The organism is Klebsiella sp. 10982, assembly GCF_048589245.1.
Classification (GTDB): Bacteria; Pseudomonadota; Gammaproteobacteria; order Enterobacterales; family Enterobacteriaceae; genus Klebsiella; species Klebsiella quasivariicola.
In genome coordinates this window covers 1-18,259 of the sequence record NZ_JBMAXV010000004.1, presented here as the reverse complement: position 1 = coordinate 18,259, position 18,259 = coordinate 1, and the positions used below count along the sequence as shown (strand labels likewise).

General features: G+C 59.1%; 18 protein-coding genes and 1 pseudogene. 16 read left to right on the top strand and 3 right to left on the bottom strand.

Features of this window, described 5'->3' with window-relative positions; genetic code table 11:
• Positions 1-81: 81 nt before the first annotated feature.
• The 13 genes from paaA (at position 82) to paaY (ending at position 11,224) form a co-directional block, all read left to right on the top strand.
• Positions 82-1,011: a 1,2-phenylacetyl-CoA epoxidase subunit PaaA gene (gene paaA / locus ACKLKD_RS04495; protein ID WP_025713674.1), complete on the top strand. Its 930-nt coding sequence runs from the start codon at positions 82-84 to the stop codon at positions 1,009-1,011.
• Positions 1,012-1,022: 11 nt separating this feature from the next.
• Complete coding sequence (paaB, locus tag ACKLKD_RS04490) at positions 1,023-1,310, top strand: 1,2-phenylacetyl-CoA epoxidase subunit PaaB (RefSeq protein ID WP_004224492.1); 288 nt, start codon at positions 1,023-1,025, stop codon at positions 1,308-1,310.
• A 7-nt stretch (positions 1,311-1,317) separates the two neighbouring features.
• The gene (gene paaC, locus ACKLKD_RS04485) at positions 1,318-2,073 is read left to right on the top strand and encodes a 1,2-phenylacetyl-CoA epoxidase subunit PaaC (protein ID WP_087805482.1); all 756 of its coding nucleotides are present in this window, start codon (positions 1,318-1,320) and stop codon (positions 2,071-2,073) included.
• A gap of 11 nt (positions 2,074-2,084) precedes the next feature.
• Positions 2,085-2,582: a 1,2-phenylacetyl-CoA epoxidase subunit PaaD gene (gene paaD, locus ACKLKD_RS04480; protein WP_025713676.1), complete on the top strand. Its 498-nt coding sequence runs from the start codon at positions 2,085-2,087 to the stop codon at positions 2,580-2,582.
• 7 nt (positions 2,583-2,589) lie between these two features.
• Entirely contained in the window at positions 2,590-3,660 is a 1,071-nt protein-coding gene (gene paaE, locus ACKLKD_RS04475; RefSeq protein WP_025713677.1) for a 1,2-phenylacetyl-CoA epoxidase subunit PaaE, read from the top strand.
• The gene (gene paaF / locus ACKLKD_RS04470; protein ID WP_087805480.1) at positions 3,657-4,424 is read left to right on the top strand and encodes a 2,3-dehydroadipyl-CoA hydratase PaaF; all 768 of its coding nucleotides are present in this window, start codon (positions 3,657-3,659) and stop codon (positions 4,422-4,424) included. The genes paaE and paaF overlap by 4 nt, the downstream gene beginning before the upstream one ends.
• 2 nt (positions 4,425-4,426) lie before the next feature.
• Positions 4,427-5,215 (top strand): 2-(1,2-epoxy-1,2-dihydrophenyl)acetyl-CoA isomerase PaaG, encoded by a 789-nt coding sequence (gene paaG, locus ACKLKD_RS04465; RefSeq protein WP_087805478.1) that lies wholly within the window; start codon positions 4,427-4,429, stop codon positions 5,213-5,215.
• Between the two features lie 3 nt (positions 5,216-5,218).
• On the top strand, positions 5,219-6,640 hold the full coding sequence (locus ACKLKD_RS04460) for a 3-hydroxyacyl-CoA dehydrogenase (protein WP_087805476.1): 1,422 nt from the start codon (positions 5,219-5,221) through the stop codon (positions 6,638-6,640).
• Complete coding sequence (gene paaI / locus ACKLKD_RS04455) at positions 6,630-7,052, top strand: hydroxyphenylacetyl-CoA thioesterase PaaI (RefSeq protein ID WP_080897151.1); 423 nt, start codon at positions 6,630-6,632, stop codon at positions 7,050-7,052. Before ACKLKD_RS04460 ends, paaI begins: the two co-directional genes overlap by 11 nt.
• Positions 7,052-8,257, top strand: coding sequence for a 3-oxoadipyl-CoA thiolase (pcaF, locus tag ACKLKD_RS04450; RefSeq protein WP_087805474.1), 1,206 nt, complete (start codon positions 7,052-7,054; stop codon positions 8,255-8,257). Before paaI ends, pcaF begins: the two co-directional genes overlap by 1 nt.
• Before the next feature lie 26 nt (positions 8,258-8,283).
• Positions 8,284-9,600, top strand: a complete 1,317-nt coding sequence (gene paaK / locus ACKLKD_RS04445) for a phenylacetate--CoA ligase PaaK (RefSeq protein ID WP_008805116.1) — start codon at positions 8,284-8,286, stop codon at positions 9,598-9,600.
• A gap of 91 nt (positions 9,601-9,691) precedes the next feature.
• Positions 9,692-10,618, top strand: a complete 927-nt coding sequence (paaX, locus tag ACKLKD_RS04440) for a phenylacetic acid degradation operon negative regulatory protein PaaX (RefSeq protein WP_025713682.1) — start codon at positions 9,692-9,694, stop codon at positions 10,616-10,618.
• A 9-nt stretch (positions 10,619-10,627) separates the two neighbouring features.
• The gene (gene paaY, locus ACKLKD_RS04435; protein WP_025713683.1) at positions 10,628-11,224 is read left to right on the top strand and encodes a phenylacetic acid degradation protein PaaY; all 597 of its coding nucleotides are present in this window, start codon (positions 10,628-10,630) and stop codon (positions 11,222-11,224) included.
• Positions 11,225-11,256: 32 nt separating this feature from the next.
• Here paaY and nadS read toward each other — a convergent pair whose 3' ends face one another.
• From nadS to azoR, 3 genes are all read right to left on the bottom strand, one after another.
• Positions 11,257-11,541: a NadS family protein gene (gene nadS, locus ACKLKD_RS04430; RefSeq protein WP_025713684.1), complete on the bottom strand. Its 285-nt coding sequence runs from the start codon at positions 11,539-11,541 to the stop codon at positions 11,257-11,259.
• Between the two features lies 1 nt (position 11,542).
• The gene (locus tag ACKLKD_RS04425) at positions 11,543-11,875 is read right to left on the bottom strand and encodes a type II toxin-antitoxin system RelE/ParE family toxin (RefSeq protein WP_087805472.1); all 333 of its coding nucleotides are present in this window, start codon (positions 11,873-11,875) and stop codon (positions 11,543-11,545) included.
• Positions 11,876-12,117: 242 nt separating this feature from the next.
• Positions 12,118-12,723 (bottom strand): FMN-dependent NADH-azoreductase, encoded by a 606-nt coding sequence (gene azoR / locus ACKLKD_RS04420; protein WP_002902889.1) that lies wholly within the window; start codon positions 12,721-12,723, stop codon positions 12,118-12,120.
• A 204-nt stretch (positions 12,724-12,927) separates the two neighbouring features.
• On the opposite strand from azoR, the gene hrpA reads away from it, so the two are divergent.
• The 3 genes and pseudogenes from hrpA to ACKLKD_RS04405 all read left to right on the top strand — a co-directional run.
• On the top strand, positions 12,928-16,830 hold the full coding sequence (gene hrpA / locus ACKLKD_RS04415; protein ID WP_087805470.1) for an ATP-dependent RNA helicase HrpA: 3,903 nt from the start codon (positions 12,928-12,930) through the stop codon (positions 16,828-16,830).
• Positions 16,831-17,070: 240 nt separating this feature from the next.
• Positions 17,071-17,748, top strand: coding sequence for a hypothetical protein (locus ACKLKD_RS04410; RefSeq protein ID WP_117140942.1), 678 nt, complete (start codon positions 17,071-17,073; stop codon positions 17,746-17,748).
• Between the two features lie 124 nt (positions 17,749-17,872).
• Positions 17,873-18,259: pseudogene (locus tag ACKLKD_RS04405) on the top strand (hypothetical protein); the annotation flags it as partial.

Below are 18,259 nucleotides of genomic sequence, written 5' to 3'. Positions count from 1 at the left end.
AACCAATATGTAACCTTCAATAAACAAAGTGATTCACATAAATGTTTTTGTTGTGAATATCGGAATCATAAAGGTGATGACGTGACAGAAGAACAACGCTTTGACCAGCGCATCGCGCAGGAAACGGCCATCGAACCGCAGGACTGGATGCCGGATGCCTATCGTAAGACCTTGATTCGGCAGATAGGCCAGCACGCGCACTCGGAAATTGTCGGCATGCTGCCGGAAGGCAACTGGATCACCCGCGCGCCGACGCTGCGCCGCAAAGCGATCCTGCTGGCTAAGGTACAGGATGAGGCCGGGCATGGGCTTTATCTCTATAGCGCCGCGGAAACGCTGGGCTGCGCGCGGGAAGACCTGTATCAGAAAATGCTCGATGGGCAGATGAAATACTCCTCCATTTTTAACTACCCGACCCTCAGCTGGGCGGATATCGGCGTGATCGGCTGGCTGGTCGATGGCGCGGCCATCGTCAACCAGGTGGCGCTGTGCCGGACCTCTTACGGCCCCTATGCCCGGGCGATGGTCAAAATCTGCAAAGAAGAGAGCTTTCACCAGCGTCAGGGATTTGAAGCCTGCATGGCGCTGGCGCAGGGCAATGACGCGCAGCGGCAGATGCTGCAGGATGCCATTAACCGCTTCTGGTGGCCGGCGCTGATGATGTTTGGCCCCAACGATGACAACTCGCCGAACAGCGCCCGCAGTATGGCGTGGAAAATCAAACTGCACTCCAACGACGAGCTACGTCAGCGCTTCGTCGATAACACCGTGCCGCAGGTAGAGATCCTCGGTATGACCGTCCCGGACCCGGATTTGCGCTTTGATGAAGCCAGCGGCCACTACCGCTTTGGCGAAATCGACTGGCAGGAATTTAACGAGGTGATTAGCGGCCGTGGGATTTGCAATCACGAACGGCTGGCCGCCAAGCGTAAGGCCTGGGAAGAGGGCGAGTGGGTGCGCGAAGCCGCGTTGGCCCATGCGCAAAAACAGCAGGCCCGCAGCGCGGCATGAGGAGAGAGAACATGAGCAAAGTTTACTGGCCGTTATATGAAGTGTTCGTTCGTAGCAAACAGGGATTATCCCATCGCCACGTTGGCAGTCTGCACGCCGCCGACGATCAAATGGCGCTGGAGAACGCCCGCGATGCCTATACCCGCCGCAGCGAAGGCTGCTCGATTTGGGTGGTGAAGGCCAGCGAAATCGTTGCTTCGCAGCCGGAAGAGCGCGGCGAATTCTTCGACCCGGCGGAAAGCAAAGTCTACCGTCATCCGACTTTCTATACCGTGCCGGACGGCATGGAACATATGTGAGGCGGCGATGAATACCCCTAACCCCGTAGCCACCTACGCCCTGCGTCTTGGCGACAATGGTCTGGTTCTGGCCCAGCGTTTAGGCGCCTGGTGCGGCCATGCGCCCGAGCTGGAGATCGATCTTGCGCTGGCCAACATCGGCCTCGACCTGCTCGGCCAGGCGCGCAACTTTTTAAGCTATGCCGCCGAACTTAACGGCTGCGGCGACGAAGATACGCTGGCCTTTGGCCGCGATGAACGCCAGTTCAGCAACCTGCTGCTGGTGGAGCAGCCCAACGGTAATTTTGCCGACACTATCGCCCGCCAGTTCTTTATCGACGTCTGGCACATCGCCCTGTTCAGCCGTCTGGTGAACAGCCGCGACGCGCAGCTGGCGGCCATTGCCGCTAAAGGGCTGAAAGAGGTGCGTTACCACCAGCGCTTTAGCCGCGGCTGGCTGGAGCGTCTCGGTAACGGCACCGAGGAATCAAATCGCAAAATGCAGCAGGCGGTCGACAATCTGTGGCGCTTCACCGGCGAACTGTTCCTGGCTGATGAAGTGGAGCTCAGCCTGGTTGAGCAGGGCATTGCGGTTGATCCGCGCGAGCTGCAGGCCGAATGGCAAAGCGCGGTACACACGGCGCTGCTCGACGCCGGCTTACAGATTCCGCAGGAAGCGGCTTTCCGCAGCGGCGGCAAACAGGGGCTGCACAGTGAACATCTCGGCCCGCTGCTGGCGGAGATGCAGTATCTGCAGCGTTCGCATCCCGGACTGCAGTGGTAAATGAGGTGACTATGCAACGTCTTGCCGACATCGCTCCCGCAGAGGTTCGCACCATCTGGGGATTATTAAGCGCGATCCCGGATCCGGAAGTGCCGGTACTGACCATCACCGACCTCGGGATGGTGCGCAGCGTCGCGCGCCACGGCGACGGCTGGGTGATTGGCTTTACCCCGACCTATTCGGGCTGTCCGGCGACAGAGCATCTGCTGGGCGAGATCCGCACGGTCATGAGCGAGCATGGCTTTGTGCCGGTACATATCGTCCTGCAGCTGGATCCGCCGTGGACCACCGACTGGATGAGCCAGGATGCTCGCGAGCGCCTGCGCCAGTACGGCATCAGCCCGCCCCAGGGGCACGCCTGCCATGCGGACATGCCCACCGAGGTGAGCTGCCCGCGCTGCGGCAGCATCCATACCTCGCTGATTAGCGAATTCGGTTCCACGGCCTGCAAAGCGCTCTATCGCTGCGACAGCTGCCGCGAACCTTTTGATTACTTTAAATGTATTTGAGGTTGCCATGACGACGTTCCATTCGCTTAAGGTGGCGAGAGTCGAGCCGGAAACCCGCGATGCGGTGACCATCACTTTTGCGATCCCGCAAGCCCTGCAGGCGGAGTACTGCTTTCGTCCGGGCCAGCATCTGACGCTAAAAGCCCGTCTGGGCGGCGAAGAACTGCGCCGCTGTTATTCCATTTGTCGCAGCCGCACGCCCGGCGAAATTAGCGTCGCGGTCAAAGCTATCGACGGCGGGCGCTTTTCGCGCTACGCCCAGCACGATATCCAGCAGGGTATGGAGCTGGACGTGATGGTGCCGCAGGGGCATTTCGGTTATCAACCGCAGGCTGAACGACAGGGTGAATATCTGGCGATTGCCGCCGGTTCCGGGATCACGCCGATGATGGCGATCATTAGCGCGACGCTGGCGACCGAGCCGCAAAGCCGCTTCACGCTGATCTACGGCAACCGCAGCAGCCATAGCATGATGTTCCGCCAGGCGCTGGCCGATTTAAAAGACCGCTATCCGCAGCGCCTGCAGGTGATACACCTGTTTAGCCAGGAATCGATGGACAGCGATCTGTTACAGGGGCGCATTGACGGCGACAAACTGCGCCAGCTCTCCGCGCATTTACTGGATTTCAGCCGTTTCGATGACGCCTTTATCTGCGGGCCGGCGGCGATGATGGATGAGGCGGAAACGACGCTACGCGAACTTGGCATGCCGGAGAAGTCCATTCATCTCGAACGCTTTAATACACCTGGCGGCAATGTGAAGCGCGCCGCCGGCGTGCAGGCGGAAGGGCGCACGGTGACCATCCGCCAGGACGGGCGCGACCGGCTGATCGCCCTCAGCGCTGAAGACGACAGCATTCTGGATGCCGCGTTGCGTCAGGGCGCCGATCTGCCGTTCGCCTGTAAGGGCGGGGTATGCGCCACCTGTAAATGTAAAGTGCTGCGCGGCGAAGTGGCGATGGCCGCCAATTACAGCCTGGAAGCGGATGAGCTGGCGGCGGGTTACGTGCTGAGCTGCCAGTCGTTGCCGACCAGCGGCGATGTGGTGGTCGACTTTGACGCGCGGGGGATGGCATGAGTGACCTGCTGATCCACCGTCATGGCCGGGTGCTACAGCTGACGCTGAACCGCCCGCAGGCCCGCAACGCGCTGAACAATGCCCTCTTAACCCAGATTGCCGAGACGCTGGAGGCGGCGGCAGTCGATGGCAGCGTCAGCGTCTGCGTTATCAGCGGCAATCCGCGGTTCTTTGCCGCCGGGGCTGACCTCAACGAAATGGCTGAAAAAGATCTGCCTGCCACCCTGGATGATATTCGCCCACGGTTGTGGGGGCGAATCGATGCCTTTACTAAACCGCTCATCGCTTCGGTCAACGGCTACACGCTCGGCGCCGGCTGCGAGCTGGCCCTGCTGTGCGACCTGATTGTCGCCGGTGACAACGCCCGTTTTGGCCTGCCGGAAATTACCCTCGGCATTATGCCGGGTGCGGGCGGCACCCAGCGGCTGATCCGCAGCGTAGGTAAGGCGTTGGCCAGCCGGATGGTGCTGAGCGGCGAAAGTATTGACGCCCGCCAGGCCCAGCAGGCCGGGTTGGTCAGCGATATCCATCCGGCGGCGTTAACCGATGAGTACGCCCTGAAACTGGCTGCCACCATCGCCCGCCATTCGCCGCTGGCGCTACGGGCGGCAAAACAGTCGCTGCGCCTGTCGCAGGAAGTCAGCCTGCAGGCCGGTCTGCAACAGGAGCGCCAGCTGTTTAGCCTGCTGAGCGCCACCGAGGACCGCCGCGAAGGCATCGACGCCTTCTTACAAAAACGTACACCGGAATTTAAAGGACGCTAATCGTGGAAGCTTTCATTCTCAGCGCAGTGGAACAGGGCGTCATGACCATTACCCTCAATCGCCCGGACCGCCTCAACAGTTTTAACGACCTGATGCATCACCAACTGGCGGAATGTCTGAAGCAGGCCGAGCGCGATGACGGCATACGTTGCCTCCTGATCACCGGCGCCGGTCGCGGCTTTTGCGCCGGCCAGGATTTGAACGACCGCAATGTCGACCCCAGCGGCCCGCCGCCGGATCTCGGCCTGTCGGTAGAACGCTTTTATAACCCGCTGGTACGCCGTCTGGCGGCGCTGCCGAAGCCGGTCATCTGCGCGGTCAACGGCGTGGCCGCTGGCGCAGGCGCCACCCTGGCGCTGGGCTGCGATATCGTGCTGGCCGCGCGTTCGGCCAAATTTGTGATGGCGTTCAGTAAGCTCGGCCTGGTGCCGGACTGCGGCGGCAGCTGGTTCCTGCCGCGGGTGGCCGGTCGCGCTCGCGCAATGGGGCTGGCGCTGCTGGGCGACAGCCTCAGCGCGGAACAAGCCGCGCAGTGGGGAATGATCTGGCAGCTGGTGGACGATTCAGAACTGGCGGATACCAGTCTGCAGCTGGCGCGCCATCTGGCGGCGCAACCGACGTTTGGTCTTGGGCTGATTAAAAAGGCGCTGCTGGCTTCTGAAACCAACAGTCTCGACGAGCAGCTGGACCTGGAGCGCGATTATCAGCGTCTGGCCGGGCGCAGCGATGATTACCGCGAAGGGGTCAGCGCGTTTCTGGCCAAACGACCACCACAGTTCAGCGGGAAATAGGCCATGACAACATCCTTATCCACGGTGGCAGTGATCGGCAGCGGCACCATGGGCGCTGGTATTGCTGAAGTGGCCGCCGCAGCCGGACATCCGGTGCGTATTTTTGATATTAACCGTAAGGCCGTAGGCCAGGCGATAGAGGGTATCGCCGGGCGTCTGGCGTCGCGCGTTGCGCGGGGCAAACTGGCCCCTGAGCAGGCCGACGCACTGCTGGCGCGCCTGCATCCGGCCCACGATTTAGCCGCGCTTGCCGATGCAGATTTAGTGATCGAAGCGGCCTCTGAACGTCTGGAAGTAAAAACGGCGCTGTTCGCGCAGCTGGCGGAGATCTGCGCGCCGTCAACGTTGTTGACCAGTAATACCTCGTCTATTTCGATTACCGCCATCGCCGCCGGGGTCAAAAACCCGGAGCGGGTGGCCGGGCTGCACTTTTTTAATCCGGCGCCGGTGATGAAGCTGGTCGAGGTGGTGAGTGGCCTTGCGACCTCCACAGAAGTGGTGGAGCAGCTGTGCCAGTGCGTAAGCGGCTGGGGGAAACAGCCGGTACGCTGCCGCTCAACGCCCGGATTCATCGTTAACCGCGTAGCGCGTCCGTTCTACGCCGAGGCCTGGCGCGCGCTGGAAGAGCAGGTTGCCGCCCCTGAGGTTATCGATGCCGCTTTGCGTGACGGCGGCGGTTTTCCGATGGGGCCGCTGGCGTTGACTGACCTGATTGGCCAGGACGTCAACTTCGCCGTGACCTGTTCGGTGTTTAACGCCTTCTGGCAGGACCGCCGTTACTTGCCGTCGCTCCTCCAGCAAGAGCTGGCGCTGGCCGGGCGGCTGGGTAAAAAGAGCGGCCACGGCGTCTATCGCTGGCCCGCGGAGACGCAGCCGGACGCGGCGCTGCCGTCGGTCTCTACTGGCGCTCAATCCATTACGGTTGTAAGTGACAACGTCACTGAATTAGATGAGCTCTTGTTGCTGGAGACCGCAGGCGAGACGGCGCTGGCGCTGAGTGTGAAGCACCACCGCCCGGTGGTGGTGTATGACCTGTGCGCCAGCGATACGGTGGTGCTGGCCGCAGCGGCGACCAACGCGCCAGCGGCCACTGATAAGGCCGTGCATTACTTCCAGCAGCAGGGCAAGAAAGTGCTACGTATCGCCGATTATCCCGGACTACTCGTGTGGCGCACGGTGGCGATGCTAATCAACGAAGCGTTGGATGCGCTGCAAAAAGGGGTCGCCAGCCCGCAGGATATCGATACCGCGATGCGCCTTGGCGTCAACTATCCGCACGGCCCGCTGGCGTGGGGAGAAAGCCTCGGCTGGCGACGGGTGCTGCACCTGCTGGAGAACCTGCAACACCATTATGGCGAGGAGCGCTATCGCCCCTGTTCCCTGTTGCGCCAGAAGGCGCTGATGGAGAAGCACCATGAGCAATGATCCGTGGCGCAACGCGCGCGTGATGTACGAAAAAGATACCTGCGCCAGAAAGATGGGGATTGAACTTATCGAAATGGACGACGGTTTTGCGCAGATGAGCATGACCGTCTCGGCGGACATGCTTAACGGCCATCAAACCTGCCACGGCGGTCAGCTATTTACGCTTGCCGATACCGCTTTCGCTTACGCCTGTAACAGCCAGGGGCTGGCGGCGGTGGCCTCGGCGGCGAGCATTGATTTTCTTCGTCCGGCGTTTGCCGGCGACCGGCTGATCGCCACCGCCAGAGTCAAACAGCAGGGCAAGCTGACCGGCGTCTACGACATCGAAATTGTTAATCAACAGCAAAAGATTGTGGCCCTGTTCCGCGGCAAATCGCACCGTATCGGCGGCACAATCACAGGAGACGTGTAATGCGCGACGCCTTTATTTGTGACGGGATCCGCACGCCGATTGGCCGCTACGGCGGCGCGCTGGCCGGCGTCCGCGCCGACGATCTGGCGGCGATCCCGCTGCGTGAGCTGCTGAGCCGCAATCCCGGGCTCGACCCGGCAGCGATTGATGATGTGATTTTCGGCTGCGCTAACCAGGCCGGTGAAGATAACCGCAACGTGGCGCATATGGCGACGCTATTGGCCGGTTATCCGCATACCGTGCCGGGCACCACGATTAACCGCCTGTGTGGCTCGGGTCTGGATGCGATCGGTTTTGCCGCCAGGGCGATCAAAGCCGGCGAGGCCGATCTGCTGATTGCCGGCGGCGTGGAATCGATGTCGCGCGCGCCGTTCGTGATGGGAAAAGCCAGCGCACCTTATCAGCGTCAGGCGGAACTCTTCGATACCACGATTGGCTGGCGTTTTGTGAACCCGCTCATGGCGCAACACTTCGGAACTGACAGCATGCCGGAAACGGCCGAGAATGTAGCTGAATTGTTAAATATCAGCCGGGCCGACCAGGACGCTTTCGCCTGGCGCAGCCAGCAGCGCACGGCGCAGGCCCAGCGCGATGGCATTCTGGCGCAGGAGATCGTGCCGGTGCAGATCATCGGCAAGAAAGGGGCGGTCAGCGCGGTACGCGATGATGAGCATCCGCGCCCGGAAACCACGCTTGAGCAACTCGCGCTATTAAAAGCGCCGTTCCGGAAAGGCGGAGTCATTACGGCCGGGAATGCATCCGGCGTTAATGATGGCGCAGCGGCGCTGATTATCGCCAGTGAACAGCAGGCCAGCGTACAGGGGCTCACGCCGCGGGCGCGTATCGTGGCGATGGCGACGGCGGGTGTTGAACCGCGCCTGATGGGGCTGGGGCCGGTACCGGCGGTGCGTAAAGTGCTGGAGCGCGCCGGACTCAATATTAACGATATGGATCTGATAGAGCTGAATGAGGCCTTCGCCGCGCAGGCGCTGGGGGTGCTCAGACAACTCGGCGTGCCGGATGATGCGGCGCACGTGAATCCCAACGGCGGCGCCATCGCGTTAGGTCATCCGCTGGGCATGAGCGGCGCGCGACTGGCGCTGAGCGCCAGCCTTGAGCTGCAACGCCGGGGCGGGCGCTATGCGCTGTGTACGATGTGTATTGGCGTGGGTCAGGGCATTGCCATGATCCTCGAGCGAGTGTGAGCTAATTTACCTGCGAGTACCCTACAATGATAACTACTACAAAATTAGATCCGATTGAAACCGCATCGCGTGACGAACTGCAGGCCCTGCAAACCCAGCGCCTGAAATGGACGCTGAAGCATGCGTATGACAATGTGCCGATGTATCGCCGCAAATTCGACGCCGCCGGCGTGCACCCTGACGACTTTCGGGAATTAAACGATCTGCAAAAATTCCCCTGTACCACCAAACAAGATCTGCGCGACAACTATCCCTTCGATACCTTCGCGGTGCCGATGGAGCAGGTGGTGCGCATTCACGCCTCTTCCGGCACCACCGGCAAACCGACGGTGGTGGGCTACACGCAGAACGATATTGATAACTGGGCCAATATCGTCGCCCGTTCGCTGCGCGCCGCCGGCGGCACGGCGAAAGATAAAATTCACGTCGCCTACGGCTACGGCCTGTTTACCGGCGGCCTTGGCGCGCACTACGGCGCGGAGCGTTTAGGCGCGACGGTGATCCCGATGTCCGGCGGGCAGACCGAAAAACAGGCGCAGCTGATCCGCGATTTTCAGCCGGATATGATCATGGTGACGCCGTCCTACTGTCTGAATCTGATTGAAGAGCTGGAACGCCAGATGGGCGGCGATGCCCGCGGCTGTTCATTGCGGGTCGGCGTGTTTGGCGCCGAGCCGTGGACGCTGGCGATGCGCGCGGAAATCGAGCGCCGCCTGGGGATCACCGCCCTGGATATTTACGGTTTGTCGGAAGTCATGGGGCCGGGCGTAGCGATGGAGTGTCTGGAAACCGTTGACGGCCCGACCATCTGGGAAGACCACTTCTTCCCGGAAATCGTCAACCCGGACGACGGTACGCCGCTGGAAGATGGCGAGCATGGCGAACTGCTGTTTACCACCTTGACCAAAGAAGCGCTGCCGGTGATCCGCTATCGTACCCGCGACCTGACGCGCCTGCTGCCGGGCACCGCGCGGACCATGCGCCGCATGGATCGCATCAGTGGACGCAGCGACGATATGCTGATTATCCGCGGAGTTAACGTCTTCCCCTCGCAGCTGGAAGAGGAGATCCTCAAGTTTGAACACCTGGCGCCGCACTATCAGCTGGAGGTGAATCGCCGCGGTCATCTTGATTCGCTGGCGGTGCGCGTTGAGCTGAAAGAGAGCGGGCTGGCGCTGAGCCACGAACAACGCTGCCAGATTTGCCATCAGCTGCGTCACCGCATTAAGTCAATGGTCGGGATCTCTACCGATATTACTATCGTCAACTGCGGCAGCATTCCCCGCTCTGAAGGAAAAGCCTGTCGGGTATTCGACCTGCGTAAAGCGGTGGTTAGCGGTTAAATCTCTCCCCGGCTAAGGTCTGACGCCGTCAGCCGGGGAATTTCCTGTGCTATGATTCATAAAGGAAAAATATAACAACAGAATGAATCAGATGAGTAAACTCGACGCCTTTATTCAACAAGCGGTGACGGCGATGCCGATCAGCGGCACGTCATTAATTGCCTCGCTGTATGGCGACGCCTTATTACAACGCGGTGGGGAAGTGTGGCTGGGCAGCGTCGCGGCGCTGCTGGAAGGATTAGGCTTCGGCGAGCGCTTTGTGCGCACCGCGCTGTTTCGCCTCAATAAAGAAGAGTGGCTTGATGTGGTGCGCATCGGCCGGCGCAGCTTCTATCGCCTGAGCGATAAAGGGCTACGTCTGACCCGGCGCGCGGAACACAAGATCTATCGCGCCAGCGCACCGGAATGGGACGGCACCTGGCTGCTGCTGCTCTCGGAAGGGTTAGAAAAAAATGTGCTTACCGACGTCAAAAAGCAGCTGCTGTGGCAGGGTTTTGGCGCACTGGCGCCCAGCCTGTTAGCCTCGCCGTCGCAAAAGCTGGCGGATGTCCAGTCGCTGCTCCACGAGGCGGGCGTCGCCGAAAACGTCATCTGTTTTGAAGCCCATTCGCCGCTGGCGCTCTCCAGGGCAGCGCTGCGCAGCCGGGTGGAGGAGTGCTGGCACCTCACCGAACAAAACGAGATGTACGAGGCGTTTATCGCCTTGTTCCGACCGTTACTGCCGCTGCTGCGCGACAGCGAACCGTCAGAGCTGACGCCGGCGCGCTGCTTCCACATCCAGCTGCTGCTGATCCATTTCTATCGCCGGGTGGTGCTCAAAGATCCGCTGCTGCCGGAGGAGCTCCTGCCCGCGCACTGGGCCGGGCAGAGCGCCCGTCAGCTGTGTATCAATATTTATCAACGTGTTAGTTCCGGCGCGCTGGCGTTCGTTAGCGAGAAAGGGGAAAGCTCGGTGGGCGAGCTTCCGGCGCCGGGCCCGCTCTATTATCAGCGCTTTGGCGGTTTGCCGGGCGCATAAGGAGGTTGCATGCCGATTTATCAGATTGATGGATTGACGCCGGTGGTGCCGGAGGAGAGCTACGTCCACCCAACCGCGGTATTGATTGGCGACGTGATCCTCGGCAGAGGGGTCTACGTCGGACCCAACGCCAGCCTGCGCGGCGACTTTGGCCGCATCGTGGTAAAAGACGGCGCCAATATTCAGGATAACTGCGTCATGCACGGCTTCCCCGGCCAGGATACGGTGGTGGAAGAGGAGGGCCACATCGGCCACGGCGCTATCCTGCACGGCTGCGTGATTGGCCGCAACGCGCTGGTGGGGATGAGCGCGGTGATTATCGACGGGGCGGTCATTGGCGAAAACAGCATTGTCGGCGCTTCGGCCTTTGTCAAAGCCAACGCCGAAATGCCCGCCAACCATCTGATTATCGGCAGCCCGGCAAAAGCGATTCGCACCCTGAGCGAACAGGAGCTGGCGTGGAAAAAACAGGGTACCCGTGAATACCAGGCGCTGGTGGAGCGCTGCAAGCAGACGCTGCACCAGGTGGAGCCGTTGCGGGAAGTGGAAGAGGGGCGTAAGCGACTGGAATTTGATGACAACCTGCGGCCAAAATCGCCGCGCTAACTTCCCAGGGCAGCCCGGAGAGGCTGAGTGGATTAGTGCTCAGCCAGTTCGCGAAAGAACGCCGGGTTGGCCTGGATAACCGCCAGTACTTTTGCTGCCAGGCCCGTAGGGTTGCGCCGCCTGGACTCCCAGCTTTTGATGGTATCCACGCTGGTACCCAGCGCTTTTGCCATTTCCGCCTGTGAAACATTAAGCTGCGCGCGGATGGCTTTCACATCAGCAACTTCATAGCGCGTCGTCCGGGCTGGGGCCTTATTGCCGTCTTTGATCTCAATAGCTTCTTCCAGAGACGCTTTAAGCTCGTCAAAGTAACCCATTTCAAACCTCATTTTTTAGTCGCCGGGTCAGTTTCCGGAGTTCGTTTTTTTCCGCTGCGCTCAGGCTCTCTTTGGTGTGCTTAGAGTAGGCTAAGACCAGATAGATGATCTCGCAGGTTGCCAGAAAATATATCACCCGCACGCCGCCGCTTTTCCCCTGTGAGCCTGTCGCCATTCTTATTTTCCGTAACCCGCCGGTATCCTGGATAAGATTGCCAAAATCCGGGTTGCCTATGAGTAGCCTCTGCAGTGCCCTCAGCTCTTCATCGCTGGCCAGCTGTTTTATCTGGCGGGTAAATAGCGACGTTTCGATAAATTCAATGGCATGACACACGAAAACACTCCTTGCTAAGGTACCATGTACACCATTGAGTGTACATAGTACGCACTCCTGTTTTTGACCATGACAACGGTTGCCATCAGCGAGCGGGAGTGAGCCAGATTCGCGCGGCGACAGCGATGGTACAGGCTGGATGCTTAAGGCGTTGGATTGATGCGTGAATTTACGAGGCGGCTCGTAAAAGGGAAACGGGCGTGGGGGAAAAAATACTCCCACCGGGCGGTGGGAGTGAAATCTTAGGCTGCAACCACGCTGTCGATGGCCGCTTTCGCGTCAGACTGCGCTTTGGCCGCCACTTCCGGGCCGTAAGCGATACCTTCGGCGAACACGAAGTTCACGTCGGTGATGCCGATGAAGCCGAGGAAGGTGGACAGGTACGGAGTGACCAGGTCGGTCGGGGTATCTTTATGGATACCGCCGCGGCTGGTAACGACGACCGCACGTTTACCGGTCACCAGACCTTCCGGCCCTTTTTCGGTGTAGCGGAAGGTGACGCCGGCGCGAGCCACCAGGTCAAAATAGTTTTTCAGCTGTGTCGGGATGTTGAAGTTGTACATCGGCGCAGCGATAACAATCACATCGTTGCCTTTCAGCTCGGCGATCAGCTCGTCGGAAAGGGCCAGCGCTTCCTGCTGACGCGGAGTCAGCGGCGCGTCGCTCGGACGCAGGGCGCCAACCAGTTCGCCATCCAGAACCGGGATTGGATTAGCGGCCAGGTCACGCACGGTGATCTCGTCGCCCGGGTGTTTTTCCTGCCATTGTTCAACAAAATAGTCGGAAAGCTGACCAGATTGTGAGTACCCTGCCAGAATACTGGATTTCAGAACTAATACTTTGCTCATGGGTGTTTCCTTTTATTAATGTGATTGACGGGTCAATGCCCTGGTGCTTGTTGACACTGTATTCACAATCGCGCCACAGAGATAGCGCAATATATCGAATCCTATGTTCAGATTTTTTGAACAAGGCGCGGATGACACAGATGTGGTACTCTAAGGCAATACTTCAAAAGAGATTTTACCGGCAGAGCTCTGCCCGATAACGCTATGACAGAACAACAAAAAATCACCTTCTCCCAGCTTTATCAACAGCTCGACGGCCTGATGCTGCGCGATAAGACGCGCTTTGCCCGCCGTCTGCACGGTGTGAAGAAGGTTAAAAATCCTGAATCGCAACAGGCCATTCTGCAGGAGATGGCGCAGGAGATAAGCCAGGCAGCCGGTAAAGTCCTGCTGCGCGAAGCGGCGCGCCCGGCGATTACCTATCCGGAAAACCTGCCGGTTAGCCAGAAAAAACAAGAAATTCTCGAGGCGGTGCGTGACCACCAGGTGGTGATCGTCGCCGGGGAGACCGGTTCGGGCAAAACCACCCAGTTGCCTAAAATCTGCATGGAGCTGGGGCGCGGGCTGAAAGGGCTGATCGGTCATACCCAGCCGCGTCGCCTGGCGGCGCGAACCGTCGCCAACCGCATTGCCGAAGAGCTGCAAACGGAGCCGGGCGGCTGTATCGGCTATAAAGTCCGCTTTAGCGATCACGTCAGCGACAACACTATGGTCAAGCTGATGACCGACGGTATCCTGCTGGCCGAGATCCAGCAGGATCGCCTGCTGATGCAGTACGACACCATCATTATCGATGAAGCGCACGAGCGCAGCCTGAACATCGATTTTCTGCTCGGCTATCTGAAAGAGCTGCTGCCGCGTCGCCCGGACCTGAAAATCATCATTACTTCGGCGACCATCGACCCGGAACGCTTCTCAAAGCATTTCAATAATGCGCCCATTATCGAAGTCTCCGGGCGAACTTACCCGGTGGAAGTCCGCTACCGGCCGATAGTGGAAGAGGCGGACGACACCGAGCGCGATCAGTTACAGGCGATTTTTGATGCGGTTGACGAACTGGGGCGCGAAGGGCCCGGCGATATTCTGATCTTTATGAGCGGGGAGCGGGAAATCCGCGATACCGCTGATGCGCTGAATAAGCTGGATCTGCGCCATACCGAAGTGCTGCCGCTGTACGCCCGCCTGTCCAACAGCGAGCAGAACCGCGTCTTCCAGCCGCACAGCGGCCGACGCATCGTGCTGGCGACCAACGTGGCGGAAACTTCGCTGACCGTGCCGGGCATTAAATACGTTATCGATCCCGGTACTGCGCGTATCAGCCGTTACAGCTACCGCACCAAGGTGCAGCGCCTGCCGATCGAGCCGGTTTCCCAGGCGTCCGCCAACCAGCGTAAGGGCCGCTGCGGCCGCGTCTCGGAAGGGATCTGTATTCGTCTTTATTCGGAAGACGATTTCCTGTCGCGCCCGGAGTTTACTGACCCGGAAATTCTGCGTACCAACCTGGCGTCGGTCATCCTGCAGATGACCGCCCTGGGCTTAGGCGATATCGCCGCCTTCCCGTTTGTCGAAGCGCCGGATAAGCGCAATATCCAGGACGGCGTGCGCCTGCTGGAAGAGCTGGGCGCCATCACCACCGATGAGCAGGCCACCGCCTATAAGCTGACGCCGATGGGCCGCCAGCTCAGCCAACTGCCGGTGGATCCCCGTCTGGCGCGCATGGTGCTGGAGGCGCAGAAGCACGGCTGCGTGCGGGAAGCGATGATCATCACCTCCGCGCTGTCGATTCAGGACCCGCGCGAGCGGCCGATGGACAAACAGCAGGCCTCCGATGAGAAGCACCGCCGCTTCCACGATAAAGAGTCCGATTTCCTCGCCTTCGTCAATCTGTGGAACTACCTTGGCGAGCAGCAGAAGGCACTGTCGTCGAATCAGTTCCGCCGCCAGTGCCGGGTCGATTTTCTTAACTATCTGCGCGTGCGCGAGTGGCAGGACATCTACACCCAGTTGCGCCAGGTGGTGAAAGAGCTCGGCCTGCCGATCAACAGCGAGCCGGCGGAATATCGCGAGATCCATACCGCGTTGCTGACCGGTTTGCTGTCGCACATCGGCATGAAGGATGCCGATAAGCAGGAGTTTACCGGCGCGCGCAACGCCCGCTTCTCCATCTTCCCGGGTTCCGGTTTGTTTAAAAAGCCGCCAAAATGGACGATGGTGGCGGAACTGGTGGAAACCAGCCGGCTGTGGGGGCGCATCGCCGCCCGCATTGAGCCGGAGTGGGTTGAGCCGGTCGCGCAGCACCTGATCAAGCGCTCATACAGCGAACCGCACTGGGAGCGGGCGCAGGGCGCGGTGATGGCGACGGAGAAGGTCACCGTCTACGGCCTGCCGATCGTTGGCGCACGCAAGGTCAACTACAGCCAGATCGACCCGGCGCTGTGCCGCGAACTGTTTATCCGCCACGCGCTGGTGGAGGGCGACTGGCAGACGCGGCATGCCTTCTTCCGGGAAAACCTGAAGCTGCGGGCGGAAATCGAAGAGCTGGAGCATAAATCGCGCCGCCGCGACATCCTGGTGGATGACGAGACAATGTTCGAGTTCTACGACCAGCGCATCAGCCACGACGTCATCTCCGCCCGTCATTTTGACGCCTGGTGGAAGCAGGCCAGCCGCGAAACGCCAGACTTGCTCAATTTTGAAAAGAGCATGTTGATTAAAGAGGGGGCGGAGCAGGTCAGCAAGCTGGACTACCCGAACTTCTGGCATCAGGGCAACCTCAAGCTGCGGCTTAGCTATCAGTTTGAACCAGGCGCTGATGCCGACGGGGTGACGGTGCATATTCCGCTGCCGCTGCTCAACCAGGTGGAAGAGGCCGGCTTTGAATGGCAGATCCCCGGCCTGCGTCGCGAGCTGATCATCGCGCTGATAAAATCGCTGCCGAAGCCGGTGCGGCGCAATTTCGTCCCGGCTCCCAACTATGCGGAAGCGTTTCTCGGCCGGGCGACGCCGCTCGAGCTGCCGCTGCTCGATTCGCTGGAGCGCGAGCTGCGTAAGATGACCGGCGTGACCATCGACCGCGAGGCCTGGCAGTGGGATCAGGTGCCCGATCACCTGAAAATCACTTTCCGGGTGGTGGATGATAAAAACAAGAAGCTGCAGGAAGGGCGCTCGCTGCAGGCGTTGAAAGACGCGCTGAAGGGCAAAGTTCAGGAGACGCTGTCGGCGGTGGCCGATGACGGCATCGAGCAGAGCGGGCTGCATATCTGGAGCTTTGGCACGCTGGCGGAAAGTTACGAACAGAAACGCGGCAACTATAAGGTGAAAGCCTGGCCGGCGCTGGTGGATGAGCGCGACAGCGTGGCCATCAAGCTGTTTGATAATCCACAGGAACAGCAGCAGGCCATGTGGCGCGGTCTGCGTCGCCTGCTGCTGCTCAACATCCCGTCGCCGATTAAGTATCTGCACGAGAAACTGCCGAACAAAGCCAAGCTTGGGCTCTACTTTAACCCGTACGGCAAAGTGCTGGATCTGATTGACGACTGCATCTCCTGCGGCGTGGATAAGCTTATCGACGAAGCGGGCGGCCCGGTGTGGACGGAAGCGGGCTTCAGTCAATTGCACGATAAAGTGCGAGCCGAGCTAAACGACACAGTGGTGGAGATCGCCAAACAGGTCGAGCAGATCCTCACCGCGGTGTTCAATATCAACAAACGGCTGAAGGGCCGCGTGGATATGACCATGGCGCTCGGGCTGTCGGATATCAAAGCGCAGATGGCAGGCCTGGTCTATCGCGGCTTTGTCACCGGCAACGGCTTCCGCCGTCTTGGCGATACGCTGCGCTATCTGCAGGCGATTGAAAAGCGTCTGGAGAAGATGGCTATCGACCCGCACCGCGATCGCGCGCAGATGCTGAAGGTGGAGAGCGTGCAGCAGGCGTGGCAGCAGTGGCTGAATAAGCTGCCGCCGAACCGCCGTGAGGACGACGATGTCCGGGAGATCCGCTGGATGATCGAGGAGCTACGGGTGAGCTTCTTCGCCCAGCAGCTGGGCACCCCGTATCCTATCTCGGACAAGCGTGTGCTGCAGGCGATGGAGCAGATTACGCCGTAGTAACATCCTTCCTCAGGCCCGGCGGCACCGTGTTGCCGGGTCTGCTGAAGGGAGACAGTTCCCCGCCGCCGCGAATAAGCCTGCCCTGGCGGTCAATTCCCCGTACCTGACGTTACCCGCAGGGTTTCTCTCGGTCATAGAATTAATGGAATCTGAAAATCGGGAAGGTGGCTTGGGTAACCTGCTTTGTTCGCGTATTTTTAGCCTTTCGCAAAGAGTCAAACAGGACACGGAGTGTTGATGACTAACTCGATATATAAAAAATATTTATTATTCATTAAAGTGACATGTTGTGTGGTAATGATTTTAGGGATAACAGGATGCAGCACGCTTTGTCTTAAGGAATATATCCGAGGTCAGGAATCACAAGTTAACGTATATGCGAATGATAGCCTCGTCGGGATCACATTGAGCCAGGATGGGAAAGCAAACAGCACAGTAGCATTTATTGGTGAACGCTTTGATTACCCGCTACAGCGCGGCGGGGAAAAAATTACGAAGATTTATCTATTGAAAGAAAATTATTTGCCTGAGCTAAAGATTACCGATCTGAAGAGTTTTATGATGGGGAAAACACGTAGCGAATTTTCAGGTAATATCCGGTTTCGCTATGGGCAGCGAATAATAGATGAAACGACGCGCGATGTTCTCGCGAAAAATGGCTTCGAATGCTATGGCTATGGGGTGAATACCGGGCCTTGTTATCTGCCTGTTAACGCGTTGCAGGGTACGATCCAGAAGAAAGGCAAAATCCCGGACAACCGCGCTATTCGCTATTTTGAACAGCCCTACCCGGTGACCTTCTATAAAAAGAATGGCCTGTCAGCGGCGCGCGTCCTTTATCCGGTGGCCGTTGTTGTTGATATTGTCACATCGCCTTTTCAACTGCTCGCGCTTGCCATCTATGACTGGCGATAATAATTCAGATGAACAGCCGCATACGCCGTGTAATACGATGTCACTGCGGCGGTGGCAAGACATCCTGTGATTTGTCATCGCCCCCGTCCGCGACGTTATTTACCACCTTTTAATACGAGATGATATGTATAAACCGCTAATGCTACTCCCCGCCATTGTTCTTGTCGCGGCATGTAAACCGTTTTCTGACTCTTCGCCCTGCGATGAAGCACAGCGTGCCATTAATGATGCCAATTTTTTTATTCTCACTTATCTTTCTCCTTTGAACGGCGATGTGCAAAGCGTGCAAATTGACGGTAAGCAAAATAACGACGCAGGCACGCTGCGTTTTTCCCAGTGCCGTCGGCTGGTAAGTTATGAGAGAGCAAAAACCTTTAATACCGCGAATGACTCAACGATAGTCAGAGATAATGTCCGCTGGCATAATGATAAAGGATGGGTACGGGAATATATCAGGCAGACCCGAAATGTGAACGGGAATATCAGAAAAATGGTCATGCGCGAGCAGTTC

Coding starts and splice junctions, on each gene's coding strand:
- hrpA (WP_087805470.1), top strand. CDS start 12,928: ATGACAGAACAACAAAAAATCACCTTCTCCCAGCTTTATCAACAGCTC.
- ACKLKD_RS04410 (WP_117140942.1), top strand. CDS start 17,071: ATGACTAACTCGATATATAAAAAATATTTATTATTCATTAAAGTGACA.
- nadS (WP_025713684.1), bottom strand. CDS start 11,541: ATGGGTTACTTTGACGAGCTTAAAGCGTCTCTGGAAGAAGCTATTGAG.
- paaY (WP_025713683.1), top strand. CDS start 10,628: ATGCCGATTTATCAGATTGATGGATTGACGCCGGTGGTGCCGGAGGAG.
- pcaF (WP_087805474.1), top strand. CDS start 7,052: ATGCGCGACGCCTTTATTTGTGACGGGATCCGCACGCCGATTGGCCGC.
- paaE (WP_025713677.1), top strand. CDS start 2,590: ATGACGACGTTCCATTCGCTTAAGGTGGCGAGAGTCGAGCCGGAAACC.
- ACKLKD_RS04460 (WP_087805476.1), top strand. CDS start 5,219: ATGACAACATCCTTATCCACGGTGGCAGTGATCGGCAGCGGCACCATG.
- paaD (WP_025713676.1), top strand. CDS start 2,085: ATGCAACGTCTTGCCGACATCGCTCCCGCAGAGGTTCGCACCATCTGG.
- paaB (WP_004224492.1), top strand. CDS start 1,023: ATGAGCAAAGTTTACTGGCCGTTATATGAAGTGTTCGTTCGTAGCAAA.
- paaI (WP_080897151.1), top strand. CDS start 6,630: ATGAGCAATGATCCGTGGCGCAACGCGCGCGTGATGTACGAAAAAGAT.
- paaK (WP_008805116.1), top strand. CDS start 8,284: ATGATAACTACTACAAAATTAGATCCGATTGAAACCGCATCGCGTGAC.
- paaX (WP_025713682.1), top strand. CDS start 9,692: ATGAGTAAACTCGACGCCTTTATTCAACAAGCGGTGACGGCGATGCCG.
- paaF (WP_087805480.1), top strand. CDS start 3,657: ATGAGTGACCTGCTGATCCACCGTCATGGCCGGGTGCTACAGCTGACG.
- azoR (WP_002902889.1), bottom strand. CDS start 12,723: ATGAGCAAAGTATTAGTTCTGAAATCCAGTATTCTGGCAGGGTACTCA.
- paaC (WP_087805482.1), top strand. CDS start 1,318: ATGAATACCCCTAACCCCGTAGCCACCTACGCCCTGCGTCTTGGCGAC.